This is a genomic window from Emticicia sp. BO119, from assembly GCF_013912375.1.
In the GTDB taxonomy this organism is placed as follows: Bacteria; Bacteroidota; Bacteroidia; order Cytophagales; family Spirosomataceae; genus Emticicia.
In genome coordinates this window covers 729,098-754,984 of record NZ_JACETV010000001.1, presented here as the reverse complement: position 1 = coordinate 754,984, position 25,887 = coordinate 729,098, and the positions used below count along the sequence as shown (strand labels likewise).

Annotated in this window: 13 protein-coding genes; 7 read left to right on the top strand and 6 right to left on the bottom strand. The window is 40.9% G+C overall.

Annotated elements, in window-relative coordinates; all coding sequences use genetic code 11:
• Positions 1–66 precede the first annotated feature (66 nt).
• A complete protein-coding gene (locus H1R81_RS03230; protein ID WP_181839232.1) occupies positions 67–1,641 on the top strand; it encodes a tail fiber domain-containing protein in 1,575 nt (524 codons plus the stop codon).
• Positions 1,642–1,733: 92 nt separating this feature from the next.
• Here H1R81_RS03230 and H1R81_RS03225 read toward each other — a convergent pair whose 3' ends face one another.
• Entirely contained in the window at positions 1,734–2,708 is a 975-nt protein-coding gene (locus H1R81_RS03225) for a Gfo/Idh/MocA family protein (RefSeq protein ID WP_181839231.1), read from the bottom strand.
• A 317-nt stretch (positions 2,709–3,025) separates the two neighbouring features.
• Here H1R81_RS03225 and H1R81_RS03220 point away from each other — a divergent pair, with 317 nt between their 5' ends.
• A complete protein-coding gene (locus H1R81_RS03220) occupies positions 3,026–3,364 on the top strand; it encodes a PadR family transcriptional regulator (protein ID WP_181839230.1) in 339 nt (112 codons plus the stop codon).
• Between the two features lie 16 nt (positions 3,365–3,380).
• Positions 3,381–6,044 (top strand): ABC transporter permease, encoded by a 2,664-nt coding sequence (locus H1R81_RS03215; protein ID WP_181839229.1) that lies wholly within the window; start codon positions 3,381–3,383, stop codon positions 6,042–6,044.
• Between the two features lie 83 nt (positions 6,045–6,127).
• Here H1R81_RS03215 and H1R81_RS03210 read toward each other — a convergent pair whose 3' ends face one another.
• From H1R81_RS03210 to H1R81_RS03200, 3 genes are all read right to left on the bottom strand, one after another.
• Positions 6,128–15,823, bottom strand: a complete 9,696-nt coding sequence (locus tag H1R81_RS03210; RefSeq protein WP_181839228.1) for an ELWxxDGT repeat protein — start codon at positions 15,821–15,823, stop codon at positions 6,128–6,130.
• Between the two features lie 358 nt (positions 15,824–16,181).
• Positions 16,182–18,818 carry an ABC transporter permease gene (locus H1R81_RS03205; protein WP_220275162.1) on the bottom strand — a complete coding sequence of 879 codons (2,637 nt, stop codon included), beginning with the start codon at positions 18,816–18,818 and terminating at the stop codon, positions 16,182–16,184.
• Positions 18,815–19,153, bottom strand: coding sequence for a PadR family transcriptional regulator (locus H1R81_RS03200; protein ID WP_181839227.1), 339 nt, complete (start codon positions 19,151–19,153; stop codon positions 18,815–18,817). The genes H1R81_RS03205 and H1R81_RS03200 overlap by 4 nt, the downstream gene beginning before the upstream one ends.
• Positions 19,154–19,437: 284 nt before the next feature.
• Here H1R81_RS03200 and H1R81_RS03195 point away from each other — a divergent pair, with 284 nt between their 5' ends.
• The 4 genes from H1R81_RS03195 (at position 19,438) to H1R81_RS03180 (ending at position 23,881) form a co-directional block, all read left to right on the top strand.
• Positions 19,438–21,003 (top strand): glycoside hydrolase family 43 protein, encoded by a 1,566-nt coding sequence (locus H1R81_RS03195; RefSeq protein WP_181839226.1) that lies wholly within the window; start codon positions 19,438–19,440, stop codon positions 21,001–21,003.
• A gap of 508 nt (positions 21,004–21,511) precedes the next feature.
• A complete protein-coding gene (locus H1R81_RS03190; protein WP_181839225.1) occupies positions 21,512–22,861 on the top strand; it encodes a C10 family peptidase in 1,350 nt (449 codons plus the stop codon).
• Between the two features lie 8 nt (positions 22,862–22,869).
• Positions 22,870–23,346: a hypothetical protein gene (locus H1R81_RS03185; protein ID WP_181839224.1), complete on the top strand. Its 477-nt coding sequence runs from the start codon at positions 22,870–22,872 to the stop codon at positions 23,344–23,346.
• Positions 23,324–23,881, top strand: coding sequence for a DUF3575 domain-containing protein (locus H1R81_RS03180; protein ID WP_181839223.1), 558 nt, complete (start codon positions 23,324–23,326; stop codon positions 23,879–23,881). Before H1R81_RS03185 ends, H1R81_RS03180 begins: the two co-directional genes overlap by 23 nt.
• A 59-nt stretch (positions 23,882–23,940) precedes the next feature.
• On the opposite strand, the gene H1R81_RS03175 is transcribed toward H1R81_RS03180, so the two are convergent.
• Both H1R81_RS03175 and H1R81_RS03170 read right to left on the bottom strand, forming a co-directional pair.
• Positions 23,941–24,666 carry a LytTR family DNA-binding domain-containing protein gene (locus H1R81_RS03175; RefSeq protein WP_181839222.1) on the bottom strand — a complete coding sequence of 242 codons (726 nt, stop codon included), beginning with the start codon at positions 24,664–24,666 and terminating at the stop codon, positions 23,941–23,943.
• Positions 24,663–25,727 (bottom strand): sensor histidine kinase, encoded by a 1,065-nt coding sequence (locus tag H1R81_RS03170; RefSeq protein WP_181839221.1) that lies wholly within the window; start codon positions 25,725–25,727, stop codon positions 24,663–24,665. The genes H1R81_RS03175 and H1R81_RS03170 overlap by 4 nt, the downstream gene beginning before the upstream one ends.
• Between the last annotated feature and the right edge of the window lie 160 nt (positions 25,728–25,887).

Sequence of the window (25,887 nt, the reverse complement as noted above, 5' to 3'; positions counted from 1 at the left end):
GTTCCGGTACAGGATACTTACTTCTAAACTTAGTCTTTCCTATCGGAACAGGAAAGCGACTTTGCTATGAAACACTCTTTTACAATTGTTTTAATACTTGGTACATTTGCCTTGCATGCACAAATTTCAACACAATCACTCATTAATGGCTCAATAATAATTAGCCCTCATGGAATACATGGCAAGACCAATAGTATTACTCAGGTACTTAATGTAGCCTTGGGAGATTCAGCTCTTTTAGCAAATACTTCTGGGACAATCAACACTGCTACAGGAACAAGTGCTTTACGTAATAACACTACAGCTTCCTACAACACTGCGATTGGTTTTAATGCCTTGCGCAACAATACTTTCAGAGAGCAAAATACGGCCGTTGGAGCTTATGCCCTTATGTCTAATAACACCGGGTATTTTCATACAGCTGTTGGTTTCAGAGCACTACTCTCAAATACAAGCGGAATTCATAATACTGCGGTGGGCAACTCGGCGCTTCAAAGCAACACAACCGGCAGTTCTAATACCGCAACGGGGCTTGGGGCATTATATAGTAATACTTCAGGGAATAATAATACTGCTACCGGGCACTCAGCTCTGATTTTTAACAAAACCGGAAATGATAATACAGCCATAGGTGTAAACGCTATGAGAAATAGTGATAATGGAAGCCAGAATACATCCGTCGGTGTTAATACCTTGACAAGTAATACAGAAGGTGGCAGCAATTCTGCAGTTGGCTATTATAGCTTGTATAATAATATCACTGGTGACGAAAATACAGCAGTTGGATCTTATGCTTTAGCCCAAAATAAAACCGGTAATGAAAATGTAGCAATAGGAAGTGATGCGCTTCAGAGCAATACTGATGGTGTTGATAATACGGCTATTGGTACGGCGGCGTTATCACAAAACCTTATTGGCAATTTTAATACGGCTATCGGAAATATTGCACTCCTGAAAAATAAAGCTCATGATAATACAGCCACTGGATATAAAGCCCTCATGGAAAATACCACTGGTGATTATAATGTGGTCAATGGGGCTTTTTCAATGCAGTTTAATACTACAGGCTATAGAAACGCCGCTTTCGGTGTTAATTCAGGTGAAACAAATACCAGCGGAAGTTATAATACTTTTATAGGATATGAAGCAGATGCTTCTTCAGGTAATTTAAACAATGCAACTGCACTTGGCAATGGAGCCCTTGTAAATGCATCTGATAAAGTACGTATTGGTAACGCAAGTGTTACGGTTATTGAAGGACAGGTAGCCTGGACGAATGTTTCTGACAGACGGTTAAAAGAAAACATTGTTTATACTTCACGGTTAGGTTTAGATTTTATCAGACATCTGCAAACAGTTTCTTATAATTTTATTGCTGATAAAACAAAAACACGTTATGATGGATTTATTGCTCAGGATATTGAGGCAGTTATGAGTGAATTGAAAATTCCGTTTAGCGGGTTGAAAAAATCAGAAACAGGTCAATATTCACTGTCTTATTCTGACTTCGTAATGCCACTGGTTAATGCCGTAAAAGAACAACAGGAAAAAATTGAAAAACTGGAAAAGGAAGTGGCCAGATTGCAGGAACTGGAGAGAAAAGTGGACCTATTAGCTAATAGGTTTGAAGATAAGGAATAGATCAACTTAAAACATTGTCACATTTAAACCATAATGTGACAATGTTCATCAAGAATTGATTCTGATTTCTTATAAGAACAAACACTTAATTCTTACCTCCTAACACAACTCTCAATTAAACGCATCACTTCTGCACCTTCGTAGCCGCTATCCGGATTTGGCCCTTTGTCTGAGAAATAATTTACAACAGCTTCAATCATCGGTTGTTGCACGTGCAGGAGGGGGTCGAATGTGAGTACTTCTGATTTGCCGTCAACTTCTACTATGATGTTATCAGTACTGAAAACTGTGAAGCTTATTCTGCCTTTTGTACCCTGTATCTCGCAGTAATCAGCGGCTTTGCCTGCATTGAAGCACCAGGTACCGTTAAAGACCACTCCGCTTTTAAATAAGACATTGGAAATTACCATATCATCGGCATTGTAGAATCCTGCCTGATTGGTGGCCAGACCTGTTACCTTCTCTACTTCGCCAAAGAAATAATGCATTAAATCTAATTGATGTGGGGAGAGATCATGGAATAAACCACCACCTGCCGTAGCGGGGTCGATACGCCAGATGGTTTTAGGGTCTTGCAGTTCCTCGGGTGTTAAGGGAGTTTTGGCTAATTCAAGACGAACCAGACGGACGTCTCCAATCGCTTTATCTGCAATGAGTTGTTTTACTTTTTTGAATCGCTGTTGCTCTCGGCGATAATGCGCTACTACGAGTTTGATGTTTTTATCTCTGGCTGCTTTGGCCATTCTTACGGCAGAGGCATAATCACCTGACATGGGTTTCTCTACATATACAGGTTTTCCGGCATTGAAAGCCGCAAGGGTATATTCTTCGTGGGTAGAGGGTGGTGTGGCCACGTAGATGGCATTAATATCCGGGTCGTTTATTAGGTCGTGGGCATCGCTATACCATTTGGGTACGCCGTGCCGTTTTGCGTAATCTTCTGCCTTTGCGGCATCGCGACGCATGACGGCTATTAATGCTGAGTTGGGTACTTTATTAAAAGCGGGGCCGCTTTTGAGCTCAGTTACATCACCGCAGCCGATAATTCCCCAGTTGATTTTTTTCATGCTGAACAGGTAGGTTTTGAAGTAAAGCAAATATCGGAGATAATAATTCAGGAACCCAAAAACTTTGCCATATTTCTTTAGGTCTTTTGCAAATCTACCTAATGAATGCCTGATTGTCGATTTGCTGGTTTGTCAGTCTACTTTGTATCTAGAAAGGTTGTGTCCATAGTCGGACGCAATCTTTGTCCGTTTTTGGACAAATCCTTGTTAATTAAAAAGACATAATTGGCCTATATGAGCTTCTGAGGGCATTTTTCAATTCTGGCATTCTATTTGTTTTCTATTATTATAACAAATCATTTTTAACTCGAAAATTTATGAAAAGAACCTTTTTAGGAGAGTTTGAAGAAGTAGTTTTACTGGTGATAGCCGGGTGTTCGGAAGAGGCCTATGGGGTAACTATCTGGGAGCGACTGCAACAACAAACAGGGCGTGCCATTACAATGAGCGCCGTGCATGCTACGCTTTACCGTCTGGAAGAGAAGGGCTACTTGGCATCTGAATTAGGTGGTGCCACAGCCGAACGCGGTGGCCGGCGCAAACGTTTCTTTGCTATTACTGCAACCGGAAGCAAAGCACTCCTTGAAATACAGGAAATGCGGGCAAACCTCTGGCAGGAGATTCCGGCAGGTAAACTGCAAGTGATCATTAAATAACTATGAAAAAGCTATTATGAACGAAAATAAACTACCCACCCCACCCCGCTGGCCAGACCGTCTGCTTGACTGGTTTCTGTCGCCGGATATGAAAGAAGATGTACAGGGTGATTTACATGAGTTTTATCAGAAACGCCTAACGCAGGTAAGTATTCGCCAAGCTAATAAAGATTACTGGCGTGCGGCGCTACAATACCTGACGCCTTATTTTTTCAGCAATCAATCGAAAAATCATAACTCAACTATATCCCTCTCTCCTATTATGCTTCGTAACTATCTTAAAATCGCCTGGCGTAACCTGATGCTTCGCAAGGCTTACACAACCATTAATATATTTGGGCTTGCCATTGGATTAGCCTCGTGCCTGCTCATTGTTTTGTTTGTTCAGCATGAATTAAGCTATGATAATTATCATGCCAGGGCTAATCGTATGTATAGAATGGAAATCAATGGTATGCTGGCTGGCAAAGAAATAAAGAATGCCTTTGCAAGTGCACCTGCAGGCCCAGCATTAGTACGGGAAATTCCTGGAATTGAAGCTGCTACGAGAATGGTTTCCAGGGGGACATTTATTGTAAAAAAAGGTATTGAGAGTTTTAAGGAAGAGCGCGTTATTTTTGCTGACTCCAATTTCTTTAATGTATTTTCTATTCCATTGCTGAAAGGAAACCCCAAAACTATTCTTAGAGAACCGAAAACATTGGTAATTACCCAAACCATTGCTAACAAATATTTCGGCGATGCAGACCCTATCGGAAAAACTCTAATCTTTGGTGAAAAAGATGTGTACAGAATAACCGGAATTTGTAAGGATGTACCGTCTAATACACATTTCCATTATGATATGTTTGCTTCAATAAATGGTGAGCAACTGGGTGAAAAATGGCTATCAAGTGGAGCGCTTACTTATGTAGTACTTCGCGAAGGATATACTATCAATAAATTGAATGCTGCTATGCCTGCGATTATTGAAAAATACATTGGTCCTGAAATTCAGGAATTTATAGGGATTAGCCATGCTGAGTTCAGAAAAAGAGGCGATAAAGTCGATTTTGTTTTTCAACCCGTTACTGGCATTCATCTGGACTCACACATGGAAGGGGAAATTGAAGCCAATAGTGATATTAAATATGTGTATATATTTTCGGCTATTGCTTTATTTATTTTGATGGTTGCCTGTATCAATTTTATGAATCTTTCGACGGCAGGTTCGGCTAATAGGGCTAAAGAAGTGGGAATACGCAAAGTACTGGGCTCGGTGCAAGGCCAGCTAATAGGGCAGTTTTTGAGCGAGTCGGTGTTGGTTACTTTTATGGCTTTAGGGGTTGCTTTGGTGATAGTCGCGCTGGCATTGCCTTATTTTAACCAGTTATCGGGTAAGGCATTTGATGTAAGCGTGTTAGTAAAGGGTATGATGCTTCCTGCTATTTTATTGGCGTGCCTTTTTATTGGCTTACTGGCGGGCAGTTATCCGGCGTTTTTCCTGTCTGCTTTCATGCCTGTGAGTGTATTGAAAGGTAAAATCAGTGCAGGATTCAAGAGTAGCTGGTTACGTAGTACTCTGGTTACCACACAATTTGTGGTTTCTATCGGCATGATTATCGGTACGATAGTAGTGTATAGGCAGTTGAATTTTATTCAGAATAAAAAAGTGGGTTTTGATAAAGACCAGGTAATAGTTTTGCATGATACCTATGTGTTAGATAAACAGTTAAACAGTTTTAAAAATGAAATCAAGCAATTATCTCAGGTAGCCAATGCTACTATGGCGGGGTATATTCCTGCAGGGGCATCGAACGATGGTGCAGATGGGTTTGAGCTGGTAAATGGTTCGGATCATCCGGCTACTTATCGGGATAAGACTTATAATATTGATAATGATTATTTGCCTACTCTGGGCATTAGTCTGGCAGCCGGGCGTAATTTTTCTAAAGATATACGTTCGGATACAGCTGCGGTATTAATTAATGAAGCTGCAGCGAGAGAGTTTGGTTTCAAGAACGCGATTGGTCAACAATTGAGAACGTTGGGTAACGGAGAGCCTGACAGTAAACGCATATTTACCGTTATCGGTGTAGTAAAAGATTTTCATTTTGAGTCGATTCATAACCGCATTGCACCTCTGGTTATGTATTATGGTGCTGATACTTATCAGATGGCTATCAGGGTGCGCACCAGTGATATTCCGAGTTTACTGGAGGTATTAGAACAGAAATGGAAAGCGCAAACTAACAATCCGTTTTCTTATTCGTTCTTAAATGACAGGTTTAATAAGACTTATCAGGCAGAGCAACGGACGGGACAGTTGTTCAGTATTTTTGCCACTCTTACGATTATTATTTCTTGTCTGGGTTTATTTGGACTGGCTATGTTTACGGCTCAGCAAAGAACCAAGGAGATTGGGGTGCGTAAGGTATTGGGCGCATCGGTGCTTAGTGTGGTTGTGTTGTTGTCTAAAGATTTTATCAAGCTAATTCTGATTGCCATTCTGATTGTGACCCCTATTGCCTGGTTTGTGATGAGCCGATGGTTGCAGGACTTTGCTTATCGGGTTGAAATCAGTTGGTGGATATTTGCTGTGGCTGGGTTATTGGCGATTGCTGTGGCGTTACTGACGGTTAGTTTTCAGAGTATTAAGGCTGCGTTGATGAATCCTATTAAGAGTTTAAGAATTGAATAAGTCTCCGGCACAATGTTTCGGTAGAGTTTATCACTCCCCAACCTTCTCCAAAACGGAGAGGGTTGGGTGGATACGCCTTAAAACTAATTACACCCCTTAATCTCCGCTTTAAACACGCTGCCTGCTTCAACCACAAAACCGGGTTTTAGCACAATTGATTTTCCGGCTTCATAGCTGATATTCGGCGACGGGCTATAGGAAGGGCTACCGATTTTCTTCGCTGATTCTATCGTCTCTACAGCTTTGGTCTGACCTTTTCCTGTCGTGATATTCGCATTCACTACTACATTAGTCGCGGCTACGGTCACATCTACGGTGGTTGAGCCTCCCGTGCTGCATTGCACAAAATACGTTGTATTAACGCTTGGCATTACCGAAACCGAAGTGCCGGTTTTAGTACTTGTACCGATCGTCCAGGTTAAAGTGCCCGTACAGCCGGTCGCCGAAAGCGTAACGGATGTGTTCGGACAAACCACAGGCTTTTCAGGAGTCACCTTAATAAAGTTTTGTCCGCTGCAATCATCATCCTGCGTAATAGTAATACTGGTTTCTGCACTTCTGCAACCATTATACGTTTGGCAATAACCCTTATAAATGCCCGGCTCTGTTATTACCCTTGTGCGCTCATAATAAGGGTTTATCGGCGTATTGGGTCTGAGCTGTGCCACTACCCAGAAAAATGTATCTGATAAACTCGGGCATGTACCCGTAAGTACAGCAGAGCTGCCTTTGCAAAGGGTATTATTATCAGCACTGATAACCGGAATTTCAGGAATCGGCGTAATATATACGGTGAAGACGGCAGAAGAATCACTATTGCAACCGTCCAGATTAGCCACTACTTTATAGTTCTTGGTGGCTGGTGGTGTAACCGTGATAATCACACCCGAATGTCCGCCTGTCCAGTAGAAATCTGAAGTAGTAAATGCACTGGATAACGTAGCCGTCAGTTGTACACTACTACCCGCACATACTTCCTCCGTATTACCAGAAATAACAGGAGCATCAGGTTTAACTTTAACAGTTATTTCACCTGTACTTATTCTGCCACTCGCACAATTGCCGTTAATACAACTGGCATAATAGGTAGTATTGACCGATGGCGACTGGCTCAGCGGCGAGCCTGTACCTATCGGCGTGCTTCCGGTTGCCTGTGTAAACCATTTAACAGTTCCGGTGGCACACGTAGCGGTTAAAGAAACTGAAGTGCCGTCGCAAATCGCCATATTATTGACCGAAACACTCGTCGGGTCAGCAGGAATTGCGGTCACAACTACCGGGTCGGTGGCTACTCTGCTACTCACACAAGCACTATTCTCACAGGTGGCATAATAAGTATTAGTGCCGATAGAGGGTGTCTGGCTGAGACTTGTGCCTGTACCGATAGCCGTTCCGCCTGAGGCCTGATTATACCAGACAATCATTCCGGTAGTACAGGTAGCCTCCAGCGAAACCGAAGTACCATTGCAAATAGCCGCATTACTTACCGAAACGCTTGTGGGGTCAGTTGGTTGTGTAGTTACTGCCACCTCCTCAGTAGCCGTTCTGGTCGCACTGCTATAAGTGCCACTGATACAGCTGGCATAATAAGTAGTGCTTTCGGTAGGGCTTTGGCTTAGTTTCGAGCTGGTACCCGAAAGAGAAGTTCCGATAGGACTGCCGCCACTTGCCTGATTATACCAAACTACCGTTCCCAGAGTACAGGTAGCTGTCAGTTCAATAGCCGAACCACTACAGATGGCGGTCTGGTTAACCGAAGCCGACTCAGGAGCTTCCACTTCCTGACCTTTCAGAAAATACCCTCCAAAGCCCGTTGTTTCAAAACTTACTACCCAGCGTTCCTGGATATTACTATAGAATATGTCATCATCTTCAGGGTCAATAATGGTCATCGGGCCAATATAGGTTTCGGGTAATCCCGAGCCATCACTACTGCTGCCAGCCCGTTTGACTATCCTGATATTTCTGATGCCGTCAATGTCACAATGGTCAAGCGGAATATTAAATAACCTCGCGGTATTAGCTGCATAGTACGCATCAAAATCAGCCTGTGTAAAGTATAAGGTTACCTTACCTGTTGCAGTAGTAGCATTAGATGCCGGATTAATCTCATAATGTCTTTTCACATAGGCCTCAGGAGCGGTTTCTTCAATCCATTCTTTAGCATCAATAACACCACTCACCTGATTGGCTCCTGTGGCTTCAACAGCACTGATAAGGCCATTAAATACACTGCAATGGCACGTTAATGCCTCTGCACCCGGTTGCACCTGACTATTAAAATAAGAGGTCTTATTAAGCGTATTTACTACCGGATTATTACTCGTACAAGACCCCAGACTCCATAGTTCATAGCCATAATTCACGTTATCATGGATGGTTCTGGCACTATAATATAGTTTACCATTCATAATAATTAAATAATTCGGGTTGCTTCCGGTACTACCCGGATAAATTTCTTTCACCATTACTGTACCGGCTTCTGTACCATCACTCGTCCATATTTCAGACCCATCCGTACCATTATCAGCAGTAAAATACAGCTTCCCGTTCAGATTCGTCAGATAGTTAGAAAACGAAGATGAGCTCCCAGGCTTAATGTCCTTCACGAGCATCGTGCCATCGCTTGTACCATCCGTTTTCCATAATTCTTTACCATTTTCCTCGGTTGTAACCAAAAAATAAACAGTTCCGTTTACACCCGTCATATATTCCGGGTCAGAATTACCACTCCCCGGGGTTATGTCTTTTACCATTACTGTGCCGACTTCTGTACCGTCACTGGTCCATAGCTCTACCCCGTTGGTGCCATTATGGGCTTTGAAATATAATTTACCATCCACATTAGTTAAGAAATTCGGGTTACCGGGAAGAGCCCCCGCTCTGATGTTTTTCACAAGCATTGTTCCGTCAGTTGTTCCGTCAGTTTTCCACAATTCCAGCCCGTTTGTAGCATCACTGGCTGCAAAGTATAAAATGCCATTGACATTCGTTAAGTACTGTACTCTCGAATCGCTTGTCCCTTCCACGATATCTTTTACTATTTCAGTGTTTGCACCGTCAGTCTTCCACAATTCTGTGCCATAAGCATCGGTATTTGCCTGAAAATATAAAACATTATTCATAACTACCAGTTCATCTCCTCTTATATCTACCCCATTCTCATTAATATTCATTACTTGCACAGTACCATCACTGGTTCCATCACTTTTCCATAGCTCCGCTACATGATCACTGGTATTTAAAGCAACAAAATACAAGACACTATTCAGGGCCCGAAAACCATCAATACTCTGCCCGGGATTCACGGCCCACACATCTTTTACTTTTATAGTTCCGGCATCCGAGCCATCAGATTTCCATAGTTCGTAAAAACTCGCTGTTTTTCTACTGAAATACAGCGTACCATTCACATTGGTCAGACTGGAAATATCCGAATCTCCACCGGAGGTAATATCTTTTACAAGGGTAGTTCCTTCATTTGTTCCATCTGTTTTCCATAACTCAATACCTGATATACCATCTGTTGCTACAAAATACAGCGTACCATTAACGGCCACAAACTTGTTCGGTTCAGAGCTTTCGTCAGTAGCTATATTGATATTTTTCACCATATAAGGCACTAAATCCATAGCTGTTACGACTACCTCATGAGTTCCAGCTTTACTGCTTTCACAATTACTGGTTTTACAGGTAGCATAATAGGTAACCGTAGATGCCGGATAGAAAGTAACCAGATTACCTGTACCAATAGCCGCACCGCCTGAAAGCTGATTATACCAGACAACATCTCCGGTGGTACAAACAGCATTCAAAGTAACCGGATTCCCATAAATAATCGCTGTACTACTCACACCAGCCCCGATCGGCTCATTTGGTATGGGGTTCGTCGTTACCTCATCTGTAGCTATTCTGTTACTGGTGGCTCCATCATCTTCGCAGGCTGCATAATAAGTAGTGGTGGTATTTACTGCAATAACCAGGGGCGAGCCTGTACCAACAGCCGAACCACCTGAAGACTGATTATACCAGGTTATTGTTCCGGTTTCGCAGGTAGCCGTTAAAGAAACGCTGCCTCCGGCACATAACACTGTTTTATCAACAGCAACTTCCGTAGGGTCTGGTAATTCCAGCCCATACAGGAAATAGCCGCCTAATCCTACCGTAGCAAAAGTAACCTCCCATCTTTCAAGGGCATTATTCCAACTGATAGCTGAATTCTCCGGATTAATCAGAACCGGCTCTACAGAATAACTCTCCGGCGTTCCGCTCTCATCCCCGCTCGTACCCGGATATCTATGGATGATGACATTAGCTTTCCCTGTATCATCATCGCTATTGGTTGGAAGTTTGGAGGCATCTCCGCCTACAGCATTGTTATAGGCATCAAAATCAGCCTGAGTAAAATACAAAGTTACACGTCCCGTACCAGCCGCCTGGGCTACCGCATCCGAATTGGAATAAATCTCATAGTGTCTTCTGACAAAAGTATCTGAGGCGGTCTCATCTATCCATTCTTTTACCTCCAGCGCATTACTCAACGGCATCTCTCCTGTTGCCTTGATAGTAGTAATAAGCTTATTGTATAAATCACAATGACAGCTAAGGGTATCGGCAACAGGTTGCGGCTGACTGTTAAAAAAGCTGGTTTTACCAATAGCACTTACAATTTTATTCGCATCAGTACAGGTTCCGAGGCTCCATATTTCATCACCGGTAGTATAGAGGTCACCTCCCGGCCTTGCCTTGAAATATATTTTTCCGTTCACATTGGTAATATTATTTGGTTGAGAACTTGTGCTTCCGGTAGAAATATCTTTTACTACAACAGTCCCGTCAGCAGAACCGTCACTTTTCCAGAGTAAATCCCCATTGATACCATCATTGGCAACGAAATAAAGTGTACCGTCACTATTTGTTAACAAAGAGCGCAATCCGCTTGATCCCCCCTCCCTTATGTCTTTTACTAAAACAGTACCTTCAGGTGTGCCATCACTTTTCCACAATTCTTCACCGTTAATACCATCATTTGCCACAAAGTATAATTTCCCGTTCACAGGTAAAATCTTCTGGATACCACTACCATTACTTCCCTCATAAATATCTTTAACAAGGTAAGTGCCTATGGGTGTTCCATCACTTCGCCAGAGTTCTTCGCCGTTTACGCCATCATTAAGAACCATATATATAATGCCGTTCATTTCTTCCATCAAATGCAGATAAACCCCGCCATTGCCACTGTTAATGTCTTTTACTATAAATGTTCCAGCGTCAGTGCCATCGCTTCTCCATAATTCAGGGCCATTCAAATTATCACTGGCATAGAAATACAGAATACCATTAATATTTTTCATATTGTCAGGCTCCGAAGCACCACCGGCAGAAATATCCTTTACCAGTATTGTTCCGGCTTCAGTACCATCACTTTTCCACAGTTCTCTGCCATTTTCGCCATCGTCTGCCGAAAAAAACAAGATTCCGTTCACATTTGTAAGCGCATAGGGATCCCCTCCAAGATTTCCACTTCTTATTTCTTTCACTATCATGGTACCTTCAGGAGTACCATCACTTTTCCATAATTCAAACCCGGTAGTGGTCTTATAGGCCGTAAAGAAGGCAATTCCGTTAACATCGGTTATATAATCTATTTCAGGTAGAGTCATACCGACATTAATTTCATTAAGCATAAAAGTTCCTTCGGTTTCTCCGTTACTTACCCACAATTCAGTTCCGTGTACCCCATCGTTAGCAGTAAAAAATACAAGATTACCTACTTTTGTAATCTGGTCGATAACTGACCCTCCTTCTCCGGGATTTATATCCTTTACAAGAACAGTACCTTCTACCGTACCATCGCTTTTCCATAGTTCCTTTCCATAGGCTTCTGTGACGGCTGAGAAAAATACAGTTCCGTTCACATTCGTAAAATTATTAGGAGCTGAAGAGGTTTCGCCTGGATAAACATCACTTACCAGATAAGGCAGCTGAGGCAGACGTACAACGCTTACCTCGCTGGTGCCAATAGCCGGAGTTTCACAGATACCGCTCTGGCAGGTAGCATAAAAGATTGTATTTTTTGTAGGATAATAAGCAACAGAAGTACCAAAGCCTATGGCGGCCCCTCCGCTGGCCTGATTGTACCACACCACCTTCCCAATACTACAAGTAGCGTTGAGGATTACTTTTGATCCGGCGACAATAGCAGTTTTATCAACCGATACATCTGTAGGTCTATCAATGTTGGTAAGAATTATTGTCTCGGGCGATACCCGGAAACTTTTTAAATCATCTGTTTCGCAGGCGGCATAATAACTATTAAAAGTATTTTCAGGGGTCTGTATAAATGGCGAACCGGTACCAATAGCAGTACCATCTACCAATTGTTTATACCAGACAACCGTACCCACAGCACAACTCGCAGTTAAGGTAACACTCTGCCCCTCACAAATACTGGTTGAGCTCGCTTTTACAGATTCAGGCATGCCAAATGTCAGGCCTTTTACAAAAAAGCCTCCAAAACCCGTGGTTGCAAAACTTACCTCCCATCTTTCCGCCTCACTGTTCCAGACTATATCTGCATCCGCCGGGTTAATCCACTCAAATCCGGCATTATAGGTATCAGGCATTCCGGTTTCATCATTGCTCTTGCCGGTATATTTAGCAATTCCCACATTTGCCACACCTTCAGTATCTGAATTGCTGGCAGGTAGTTTAGGTGCTTCCGGGTCAATGGCGCTATTATAAGCGTCAAAATCTGTCTGAGTAAAATATAAAGTTACCTTACCGGTGGCAACAGGAGTGCTGGCCACAGGATTAATCTCGAAATGGCGTCTCACAAAGTCGGCAGAAGCGGCTTCATCAATCCATTCTTTGACATCAACTACCCCCACCACAGGATTGTTCCCTACAGCATCTATTTTGCTGATAAGGTTATTGAATATATCGCAATGGCATATTTCGGTTGCTGCAATAACCTGTTGCTGAGCGTTAAAATACCTGGTTTTGCCTGTGGTTGCTACGATTCTGTTCACATCAGTACAAGTACCAAGGCTCCACATTTCAGCACCATAATTAAATATCTCTGAACTTGAATATGACCTGAAATATAATTTACCGTTAGCATCAGTAAGAAGGCTTGGGGCTGAACTTGAAGGCCCCTTGCTTATATCTTTTACCATATCGGTTCCTTCGACTGTCCCATCACTTTTCCAGAGAATAGTACCACGCCTTCCGTCATCGGCTCCAAAATACAAAGTACTTTCGCTCGTAACCAGAGCTGAACCAATCGAACTTTCAAAATCCTCCCAGATATCTTTGACCATTACCGTTCCACTTTCAGTGCCATCACTTTTCCAGAGTTCATTACCATAAGTACCATCATCTGCCGTAAAATATAAAACCCCCTCCATATTCACCAGGTATTCTATATTACTCGAATGAGACCCTGTACGAATATCTTTTACCAGATAGGTTCCGTCAGATGTGCCGTCGCTGCGCCAGAGTTCCATGCCATAGGTGCTGGTTGTAAGAGACATAAATGCTATATTACCAATTGCCGTAATCTCATCTATAGTGGTATTACCAGCCCCACTCGTAATGTTTTTTACAAGAGTGGTGCCGTCCTCCGAACCATCACTTTGCCAGAGCTCCTTTCCATTCACACCATCGTTGGCAACAAAAAAGAGAATACCGTTTACATTAGTCAGATTCGTAGGATTAGAACTCATATTCATACCACTATAGATATCTTTTACCATGATTGTCCCTTCGGTAGAACCATCACTTTTCCACAGTTCTCTACCCTTTCCTTCAGTAATAGCAGTAAAAAATAAAGTACCGTTTACACTGGTAAAACTACTCACATCGGCACTATTCATACCCGGCCATATATCTTTCACTAATACAGTACCACTGGCAGTTCCGTCACTTTTCCATAATTCCTTCCCGATGCCTTCTTCATCGTTCACAGCAAAATAGGCCGTTCCGTTTATATCAATGAGGTCACTGATCTGGGAATTGGTAATACCTTCAGTTATATCTTTTACCATAACTGTCCCATCTACTTCCCCGTTACTTATCCATAATTCATTGCCATTTACCCCATCGCTTGCGGCAAAAAACAAAAGATTACCTACTTTTTTAAGTGAGTTGATATACGAAGGGTCTGGTCCGGGATTAATATCCTTCACCAGCGTAGTTCCTTCCAGGGTTCCATCAGTTTTCCACAATTCCCGGCCATACTCCGCGTTTTCAGTGATAAAAAATAACGTTCCATTCACATTTGTCAGGTCCTCCAGCTCTGATTGCGTCTCTCCCGGATTAATATTGTCACTTACCATATAAGGTAATCGAGGCATACTCACCACATTTACTGTATGGGTAGCAACTCTTGCAGTTTCATAAATACCATTTCGGCAAGTAGCATAGAAAGTGGTGTTTTGAGCCGGATAATAGGTCACAGAAGTACCCCCGCCTATATCACTACCCCCATTTTCCTGGTTATACCAGACAACCTTTCCGGCACTACAGGCAGCACTAAGCATAACCTTAGCACCATTCACAATACTTGTCTTATTTACCATGACCCCGGTCGGGTCTGTCAGATTCACCACTGTTACCTCGCTGCAAGGTACCCGATTGCTCTCACAATAGCCGTTTTTACAACTTGCATAATACGTAGTAGCAGCAGCAGGGATAATATTAAATCCAGACCCTGTTCCTAAAGCAGAACCTTCATCGGCCTGGTCATACCACGTAATAGTACCGGTGCTGCAGTTGGCTGTTAAATAAACGCCTCCGCCAATAAAAACACTTGTCTGGTTTACTAGCACACCTGTTGGGGCATCCGGCATAGTCATAACAGTTATCTCTTCCGTAGCTACACGCACACTCTCGCAAAATTCGCCTGCACAGGCGGCGTAGTAAGTAGTATTTTCAGTCGGACTCTGGCTGAGTTCCGAACCTGTTCCGATAGCCGACCCGCCCGTTGCCTGATTATACCAGGCAATCGTTCCTGTAGCACAGGTAGCAGTTAGTATGACAGCCGTTCCGGTACATATATTTTCCTGACTCACCGAAACACCCGTTGGGTCTGCTGGTACGCTTGTAACAGTTACTGTTCCGGCAGATTCTCTGGTACTTTCTGCCGGTATATTGCTAACATAACAAGATGCGTAGTAGGTTTGGGTAACAGTAGGGTTTATAACTAATGAGCCTCCGGTACCAATAGATGAACCTCCGCTGGACTGATTATACCAGGTCACGGTTCCAGCCTGACAAGTCGCTGCCAGGGTAACATCATTTCCCTCACAAACATTGGCAGGGCTGGCTGATAAAGATGTTGGAGGTCTTATAGCACCCGACGCGATAGAAAAATTATGAAAATCAGTTTTTTCGGCTTTGGCATAAAGCAGGAATGTATTGATTCCAATTGTCGGCGTCAGATGACTATTCTGGCTATTTATTTTTTTTCCGGATGGATTAGCTTGAATAAAAGCCATCGCAGTTCTCATACTTTTCGGACTAACCGAAACCGAACTGAGATTACTGAAAGAAGGAGGCTCTGAAACTGAAAAGCCCTTAAATTCTTTGTTTTTTATCTTATCAGGTACACTGGCATTCAGTGTACGGTCAAGAGCATTAATTGGAGTGATAGCAGTACTGACTTGCTTTTTTACAGAGCTTTTGCCTGACTGAGGAAATTGAGCAAAAGTAATAGAAGACAGCAATAAGCAAAAAATCAAGTACAGCAGTTTACCAGAGATGGATAGGTGATTCATTAGCTAATTGAGGGAAAAGTATAACGAAAGCAATCTGATAATTACCATCTGAAGGCCCGGTTTTCAGCAGTAAAAAAAATCGGGTTTGATCAATGTTTAATTATTCCTTTTCCTTGTACAATTTTAATACCATCCTGCTTGCGATACGCGCGTATTTCTGTTTTTTTTTCCATTCCGCCACAAACACTTATTAAACGGATACAAATATATATCTATCACTCATAGTTATTTCTATCTGATGAAATAAGATAGAGTTGAGGTTGTTGGAAAAACACGCATAGTCAGGTAAACTATCATCTTTACCCGGCGATAACCTATACATGAATATATTATTTACCAGGAGATAGTTATGCTAAAATTACTCACTTCTCAAACTTTTTACAGGATTTATAAGTGCAGCTCTGATCGCTTTAAAACTGACAGTAATTAGAGCAATAACAATCGCCAGAAAACCTGACAAGGCAAATATCCACCATTCAAAATTGGTTTTATAGGCAAAATCTGCCAGCCACTGGTTCATGAGGAACCATGCAAGCGGAGATGCGATAATGATTGCTAATACTACCAATTGCAGGAAGTCTTTTGATAATAAGGTTACAATATTGGTTACTGTTGCTCCCAGTACTTTGCGGGTACCAATTTCTTTAGTGCGCTGCTCGGCCGTGAAGGTTACCAAACCAAATAAACCGAGGCATGATACTAAAATTGCCAATGCTGAAAAATAGAATACTACCTTACTTGTGCGTTGCTCGGTGCGGTATTGGTTTTCTAAAGACTGGTCGACAAATTCGTAATATGGCGGCATAATGCTATTATATTTCTTATAAATCTGTTCTAATGCTACAATACCTTCATGATTCATATCAGGACGGGTTTTGATCAAGAAATTATTATAATTATATTGACCGTGAGGCCAATAGCGTAACAAAAATGGTTCGATAGCTGCTGTGAGTGGGCGGAAGTGAAAATCTTTCAATACTCCGATTACCTTTCCTTTATTTTGCCAGAATGTAATTGTTTTGCCTAAAGCCTGTTCGGGTGTCCATTTCATTCGCTTCGCGGCAGTTTCATTAATTAAATAAGCATCTGTTGTATCACTTGCAATTTTTGGATCAAAATTTCTTCCGGCAATGAGTTTCATTCCGGTAGTTTTCAAAAATTCAGGATCCGAATTGGCATGTGTAATTACCATTCCCTCTCCCGGTGCTTGTCCTTCCCAAGAAAAATCGTAGGTTGAGTTGTTCATATCTACCAGGTTTCCTGTAGTCAGGGTTACTTGAGCAATACTGCTTTGTTGTTGCAAATCAGCTTTTATCATCTGAATTTTATTGTGCAGTTCTGGGCGTATCCAGGTTGATAATAATTGTGATTTATCAAATCCCAGACTTCTGTTCTGCATGAATGTTAATTGCTTGTAAATGACGATAGCTCCTGTTACCAGCATGACTGACATTGTGAATTGACTTACCACCAATGTGCGACGGAAAAGTTGTCCAGATTGAACGTTAAACACGCCCTTCAGCACTTTAACGGGTTGGAAACCGGATAGGTAAAAGGCGGGGTACATACCCGCCAGAAAACTAATTAACAAGGTAAAACCAATAATTACCAACCAGAACCCAGGTTCAGCAAATGGAATTGTTAATGACTTGGCTGCTATTTCATTCAGTAAAGGCAAAAACAGAATCAATAAACCAATGGCCGAAATAACTGATAGCAACGTCAACAATAATGATTCTCCCAAAAACTGTACGACTAACTGTAAACGAACCGCGCCAATGGCTTTTCTAACCCCTACTTCTTGTGCCCGTTTCATAGCTCTTGCAGTTGATAGATTCATGAAATTGAATAAGGCAATGAGCAATACAATACTGCCAACGGATATAAAAACCCATATATATAACCGACTGCCCTTAGTCTGCCAGTCTGTTTGAAAGCTAAAATCCGGATTCAGATAAATATCAAGCATTGGTTGCAACCTGATAGTGGGTTTATCAGAAGGCCGATACTTATTCATAAAACTGAATATCTTTTTTTCGAGGGATGCTACATCTGTATGAGGTTGTAATAAGATGTAATTGTAATGGCTATCATTATTCCATTTATACTGGTCTTTGTCGTTCTGTGTCAAAAGATAAGAAAACAGAATATCAAATTGAATATGTGAATTATGTGGGGGGTTCTGGGCGATTCCGGTTAGCGTAAAGGTTTTGTCTTTGAATTGAAATGGCTGACCTAATATATTGGTTGAATGTTTCCATTGACTGCCAAAGAATCGCTCGGCCGCGCTTTCAGTAATAATAATTTCATTAGGGTTCAATAAAGCCTGATTTACATTACCTCGTAGTAATGGGAAACTGAACATATTGAAAAATGAATGGTCGACACCCAGGATATCTATGTCTTCAATAATGGTAGAATCATGTTTTAATATGCCCCAATATCGGTCAAAGCGACAATATTGTTTGATTTCGGCAAATTCAGCTTTTAAGGTGGGGGATAATGGGCCCGGAGACGAAGCCACATCGTATAATGTACCTGCCTGATTCTGTTTTTCTACTATGCGATAGAGGTTGTGGGCATTGGTGTGAAAGCGGTCGAAACTAAATTCATCGTACACATAGAGGCAGATAGCCAGGCAGCAGGCAATGCCCACGGCTAGTCCACTGATATTGATGAATGAATAAACCTTATTTTTAAAAAGGTTACGAAAAGCGATTTTGAAATAGTTGCGTAACATATCTGGGTGAAGGATAAAGGATGATGAATAAATAGTTTTTCCATAAGTATCTGCCAGCCTGCGCCAGAGGCGAGGGTGAAGCAGTAAAAGTATATCCACCAGATACAATAATTTTGCAGTGGAATAGCCGTACTTATGCCCACGTTTATAAAAGAATTCGTCTAAATCACCTAATAATTCCTCTCTCAGATGCGGGGCGGCTATGTGGCTGATTAGCCATTCTGCCCAGCGGTAAGGACGAGGGGAATCTTTCATGACATGCCTCCTCCGAAGGCTACTTTGGGGATTCCTGACCATAAATCATTCCGAATCTGGCGTGCTTCCTGTAAGGCTTGTTCGCCCGATGTGGAAACTGTGAACAAGCGTTTTCTACGCCCTCCCCTTTCGGCTAAAGCTTCTCCAAAACGCGAAGCTACCAGGCCTTTTTCTTCAAGTCTTTGCATGGTTCGGTGTACCGCTCCCAAGCTAATAGGGCGTTCCAGTCGTTTGCTTAGTTCTTCTACCACTGCTACGCTGTAGGCATCGTCATATAGCAGGGCAATTGTTAATAATACTAATTCTTCAAATTCTCCCAGCTGGTCTCCTTTCATAATTCTTATAGGTTACTTTATATCTTTCTCATTTGTATAGCAAATACTGTTCCATGTGCCAAAATCGCCTTTTTAAGCAAATTCTGTATAATTTATAAGTATTTATTGTCCGAAATCGGACGTTAGGATGTACGGTAGTGGACTATGTGATTATATAAAAATTTTTCAGATTATACTTTGCAATAATCTTAGGTGTATGACTCTGTTCCATCTAAATATTCCTTTAAGAGTTTCTTATATCAGAATTATTCCTTTTCTTCGCTTTACTATTCGTCTTGACATTTATGAGATTACTATCCATCCCATTTATATTTACAATAATTTTTACCACAGCTACCTGGGCACAAAGACAGACCCTTCGGGCAGTTAATACTTATAGAAATCCAGTTATAGCCGGAGATTTTGCCGATCCTTCGGTCATTCGTGTTGAAGATACCTATTATGCGGCCGGGACTTCATCAGAATGGGGACCGGCTTACCCGATTTATAGCTCAAAAAACCTGGTAGACTGGGAATATGTGGGTCCGGTTTTTGCCGAAATACCTGAGTGGACTATGGGTAGCTTCTGGGCTCCTGAATTGTTTTATCATAATGATACTTTTTACTGTTATTATACTGCACGCCGTAAATCAGATAAACAGTCTTACATTGGTGTAGCTACTACCAAAGATTTGAAAAAAGGCTTTACAGATCATGGCTTAATTATCGAATGGACGACAGAAGCTATTGATGCCTACGTAGTAGAGGATAAAGGAAAATTGTACATTACCTGGAAAGCCTACGGTCTTGATAAAGGAAAGACAATAGAATTATTAGGGGCTGAGTTGTCGCCAGATGGATTAAAAGTAACAGGTAAAGCATTTAATATTATTACAGCTAACAAAGAAGACTGGGAAGCAGGTGGTGCGGAAGGGCAGTGTATTTTTAAAAGAGGCAAGTATTGGTATATGTTATATTCTGGCAATTCGTGTTGTGGAAGCAAATGCAATTATATGGTAGGGGTAGCAAGGGCCGAAAAAATTCAGGGTCCATGGATAAAGTATGCCGGCAATCCGATTCTGGTAAGTGATGATGTCTGGAAATGCCCGGGGCACGGCACAGTTGTAACTACTCCTGATAACCGCTATTTCTATTTGCATCATGCTTATAGCGCGGCCGATTTCACATTTGTTGGCAGACAAGGGGTTCTCACAGAACTGGTATGGAATAAATCCACCAAATGGCCGGTTTTCAGATTCGGTAAAACAACGCCTCAACAAGCCAATTCTCCGGCTGGTACAAGTATCGCTAATTATTCGGGTTTTAATGTAGACTTTAGTCAGCCCATACCAAATTTGAGATGGGTTCATGATGTAAGGCTTCCAAAACCCGATTACACTGTAAAAGATGGCTCTCTACAGATTGAAAACTCAAACCTGATTGAAACAGGAAATTTTATCGGGTTTAATATCAAAAAAGGGAGTTATACTTTCATGGTAGAGGTTGCCCCCAAAGATGAGTTAATGCAAAGTATTGTAATTTATGGCGATGCAAAAAATGCGCTTGGTTATGGTGTACGCAAAAATATGGTGGAGGTATGGCGAGTAAAAGATGGTGTGCATGAAACCATTAAAACGCTAGCTATTGCCAGCGGAAAAGATATTGCTCTTAAATTACACAGCTATAATGGTCGTTTCTATGAGTTCAGCTACGAATTCAAAGGAGAGAAACCTGATGCTGCCAACAAGACAGTTGAAGTGGATAATCTCTGGCTACCACGTTGGGACAGAGCTGCAAGGGTGGGCGTAAATGTATCCGGTAAAACTGCCGGTAAAGGTGAGATAAAGGCTATGCAGTTGAAATATGAGTAATCAATATTATAATTTCTTAATCTGATATATTAGTTTTAAGGAATACAGTGCATTATATTCGAATAAGTAAAATGGAGTGTAGTTTTGATATTCTTCGCAAATTTTACCTCCATTTTTACTGTTTATTATCTTCTACAATAAATCTAACGTGTGTTATTTGTGATAATATCTCAGAATAATTGCCTTCTAAAGCATTTTAGATTTAAAAATACCGTAAAATAATTTTTTAATTTTTTCCATTGCAGCTAAAGTTTAAAGAATTATCTTGCAGTGAAATAAAAAAGCGTGACTATACATTAAATACTCAATCATGACAAAATCCAGGTAAACTTTCAACAATACTGATTAAACCTATCGGTATCAAATCCAAAACTTTTTTTTGCTCTCCATTACGTTGGCTTAACGCCCTACGGTATTTATCTGTGTGCATATCTTATTCGTTCTGAATTAAATTGCGCACCGTCTAAAGCGTCTATATAATTTCACTCAAACTTTCACTTTCTATTACATGAAACTTTCTTTTAAATTCCCGGCGGGCTACAAGCTTGTCGCAGTGCTTGTTGTTTTTATATTATCACTCACTCAATGCAGTAAAGACAACCAACTTCACCCTGATAAATCTACTTCTTCAAAAAAAGTCGAAACTGAATTTAAAGTTTCTCTTTCCGATGCTCAGAATTTAGCAAAACACCAGCTAATGATTGTAGAAGAACAAAATTATCAGCGTTTACGTAGATCAAAAACAACCACTAATCCATTTAAACCTCAAAATCGCGAGATTCAATCCTTGAGAACCGTTAAGGACTCAGAGGAAGAGCTTTATCATATTATTAACTATAAAGAGGGAGAGGGATTTGTTATCGTTGCGGCAGACAAAAGGGCAAGTCCGATTCTTGCCTACTCAGATAATTCCAGTTTTAGCGACGAAAACCTACCTGGGGTCAAAAACTGGTTTCAAAATGCGGGGAAACATATAAAACTTGCTAAGTCGAAAAAAGAAATCCCGGCTGAAACAAAAAAACTATGGGAAATTCTGGAAGGTAATACCGCACAGAAAAAAGGTCGCACAAATGATCAATGTGATGAATTTACCACTTATTATGAAACCGGAAGATATGTGGATGCGTTAGCTCGTTGGTGGCAGAAGGGCTTTACAAGCTATTATTCTCCTTCGGATAATGGTTGCAATAGTGATGCACAATGTAACAGAAAGTTGGCTGGTTGCGGCCCGGTGGCTATGGGAATGGTTATGAGATACCATCATTTTCCTGACAATTTCTACGTATGCGTTAACGGTGATTGCGAAACTATGGACTATGCCAATATGCCTCGATTTCCAGCGAGTAACTGTCTTTATGGCAACAATAATGAAAAGCAACTTGCGTTATTAGTGAGACGATGTGGCGTAGAATCATCTACACAATATGGTATTTTAGGAAACTGTAATACAGCCACGTATCCGGGTAGTATCAACAATGCTTTTGCTAATTTAGGTTATCTTAACGGTGGGGGCACATGGGATGATTTATACAGTAATTATCCTCAGGTAAAAAGCGACCTACAGAATTTTTTTCCTGTCATTTTTGTAGGTACTACCGGGAGCGTTAATTTTACTGATGCTCATATCTGGGTAGGTGATGGTTATTCATATCTTTCTTATCAATATTATGTTAATAATTGCCCGGAAAATCAGATTTGTAACGATAATTGCGTAAGTGTTCTGTATGAATACATAGCTATGAACTGGGGTCATGGAGGAAATGATAATGGATATTATAGCGCTAATTATAGTTTCATTCATCAGGGAGATAATTATAATACCTATTTAAGAGCTTTAACAGGAATAAGAAGAAATTAATACTTGCCATGAAGAAAATAATGCTTTCAACAGTACTGGTAGTTTTGCTAGTCTCTTGTGAAAAAAAATATTTTGACGATGTTCCATTGCTTTTTTATCTGCAGGGAGTCTGGAAACTGGAAAAAATAACTAGTCCCAATCAGAATATTTCTGCCAGCCAACTAGGCTATGAACAATTACTTGAGATGAAAGAAGACGGAAACCGAAATAAATTTTATACTATTTATCGTGATAAAAAGTCGGTTTTATCAAAGCCTACTGTTGAAAGCATCATTTCTGAAAAACAGTCAAAGCAAAAATTCTCTTGCACATGGCAACTGGATTTCAAGAATTATATCTGGATGGAATATGACAATAGCCAGTCTACCGGGAGTAAACCTAATCCGATTCTAATTACAAGCGATCTCATCGATAATACCAGAAAAACACCTGTAGATACCATCAGATACTATTATTCCTATTATGGCAAAGAGAAAGATTGGTAGATATTTAAAGCTTTGGTTTTATATTCTGGGTTTGTCGGTCTGTCCGTTCATAGAATCTTTTGCCCAAGCAAGAGCTATAAAGTTAAATCTGGCTAATATATTTTCTAATTATCCAACCGTTCAGTACGAACAAGCTATTGGCAAAAGGTTTTCGTGGCAAGTGGGTGTAGGCGTATACACTGTTGCTAATAGAAACTACAATCCAGGTGGCACTATAATAATTATTGGCGGAAAACCGCTTAAAAGCTACGATGAAGGAAGGTTGGCTCAGATTATCGGAGACCTAAGATATTATGTATTAAAAACATCTGCCAGAAAGCTGAATGGATTTTATCTTGGTCCGCATATCATGGCCAATTATCCTACATTCGAAACCCTATCATTTGGTGCCAATATTGGTTATCAGTATGCCGGAAAAAAAGGACTGGTTTGCAATGTAGGTGGAGGTGCCTCTTTTGAATATGATAGAGAAACACTGAGTCATCAGATTGGAACTTTTCCGAGAGTCATTATTGCTTTGGGTTACTGTTTCTAAAGACTGGTTGAAGTTATCTCTATATATTGACTTCTCCTTAAACCACTTTCCAAAACAAATTATCTAGTCAATAATTTACTCTTCACCACAATTTCAATCACCTGCTCGCGCATGGTGCGGCTGATGGGTATGAGGTGGCTTTGGATGGTGATGTCGTTGTTTTCGATACTGCCGATTTTGGCAATGGCAACCAGATATGATTTATGCACACGTAGAAAGCGCGTTGGGTCAAGGTATTCTTCTACTGTTTTCAGTGGCAGTAAAGTCATGTATTTGCCACGAGTAGTGAAGATAATTACGTAGTTCTGGAGGGCTTGCACAAAGAGTATTTCATCAATCAGAATTTTTTCGTATTTGCTTTCACATTTAATAAACAGGTAATCCGGTTCTGAATTCTGGGGTTGGTTTTCTGTTTTTTGGTTTTTCAGATAGTGCAATTCTTTAGCCTTGTTTGTAGCTTTAAAGAACCGATTGAAAGTAATGGGTTTCAGGAGATAATCGACCGCATCGAACTGAAAACCCTCTAAAGCATAATTTGGGTAAGCTGTTGTAATAATGACCATAGGCAGATTAGTCTTGATTTTCAGAAAATCAAGACCTGTCATATGAGGCATCTGAATATCGAGAAATATCAGGTCGATTCGCTCATTTTCGAGTATTTTATTCAGTTCCAATGGGTTTTCGGCAATAGCTACCAGTTCAAGGTAATCAATTACCTCAATGTACTTCATTAAGCCTTCGCTTGCTAATGGCTCATCGTCCACTATGACACACCTGAGTTTCATTTTAAATCTATGGTCAAAGCTACTTTATAGGTTCTGGCATCTGCTTCAATATGCAATTGATGATGATGCGGATAAATCAGATTCAGTCTCCGTTCTACATTTTTCAATCCTATGCCCGACGAGGGTGAGGTAGACTCTCCTCCCCTACTGTTTTCTATGTGCATTTCTAATTGTTTATTCTCTTTTACATTCAGACACATTCGTATAAAGTTCTTCTGCGTTTTGCCTTTTGATACGTGTTTAAAGGTATTCTCCACAAAAGGTAGTAAAATAAATGGAGCAATACTTATACCATGTGCGGAGGCATGATTAATCTCAAATTGTAGCTCAGTCTGGTTTTCATTCAGCCGGAGGGATTCCAGTTCAATAAAATTCTCCAGAAAATGCAGTTCTTTGTTTAGTGGAATTTCCTGATCGTTGCATTCATACAACTGATACCTTAGCATATCAGAAAATGAAGCCAGAGACTCCGAGGCTAAATCAGGGTTTTTGTGAATCAATACGAAAATAGAATTGATAGTATTGAATAAGAAATGTGGATTTATCTGCGATTTAAGGTATTTCAGTTCAGTTTCCAGATTGTCTTTTTCTAAATCACGGCGTTTTTTCTCGGTTTCCAGCCAGTTTTTGCCAAGTTTTATACTCATGGCCAATGTCATACTGCCAGCGGTAGAGGGTAAGGCATTAGAAGTAAAAATAAGCAGATATTGGTCTGGGCGACGGCCAAAGAGTTGTTGAAAAGTCAAATCAGAGAAATAAGGAGCCAGATAATAGCCGCCCACAATAAAAGCTGAACATACAATTATAGTCAGGATTACGAGGGCTATATAGGTTTTGTATTTGCCTACATACAGAAATCGGGGTATCAGGAAATAGAGGTTAAAATAAGCTCCTAAAGCCTGAAAAATGATATAGCCGTAGAATTTAATAGGTAAAGAACCCAGAAAAAGGTAAGCATAAGCATCTTTCAGATTACCGATGTTAATCCACATCCATAACAGATGATAACCTATCCAGAAAACAATATGATGAAGTTTATATTTAAAAAACCAATTTTGCATCAAAACAAGAATAGTGACTGATTAACTAATACCGAAAGATACAGCGAATCTCAATCGTATTCAAAACCTGCTTGATGTAAGGTAAGAAATAATTGATGAAATGCAGTGAGCGCATCGCTGATAAATCATCTTAGGCTTTATCATTACCTTGTTTCTATTT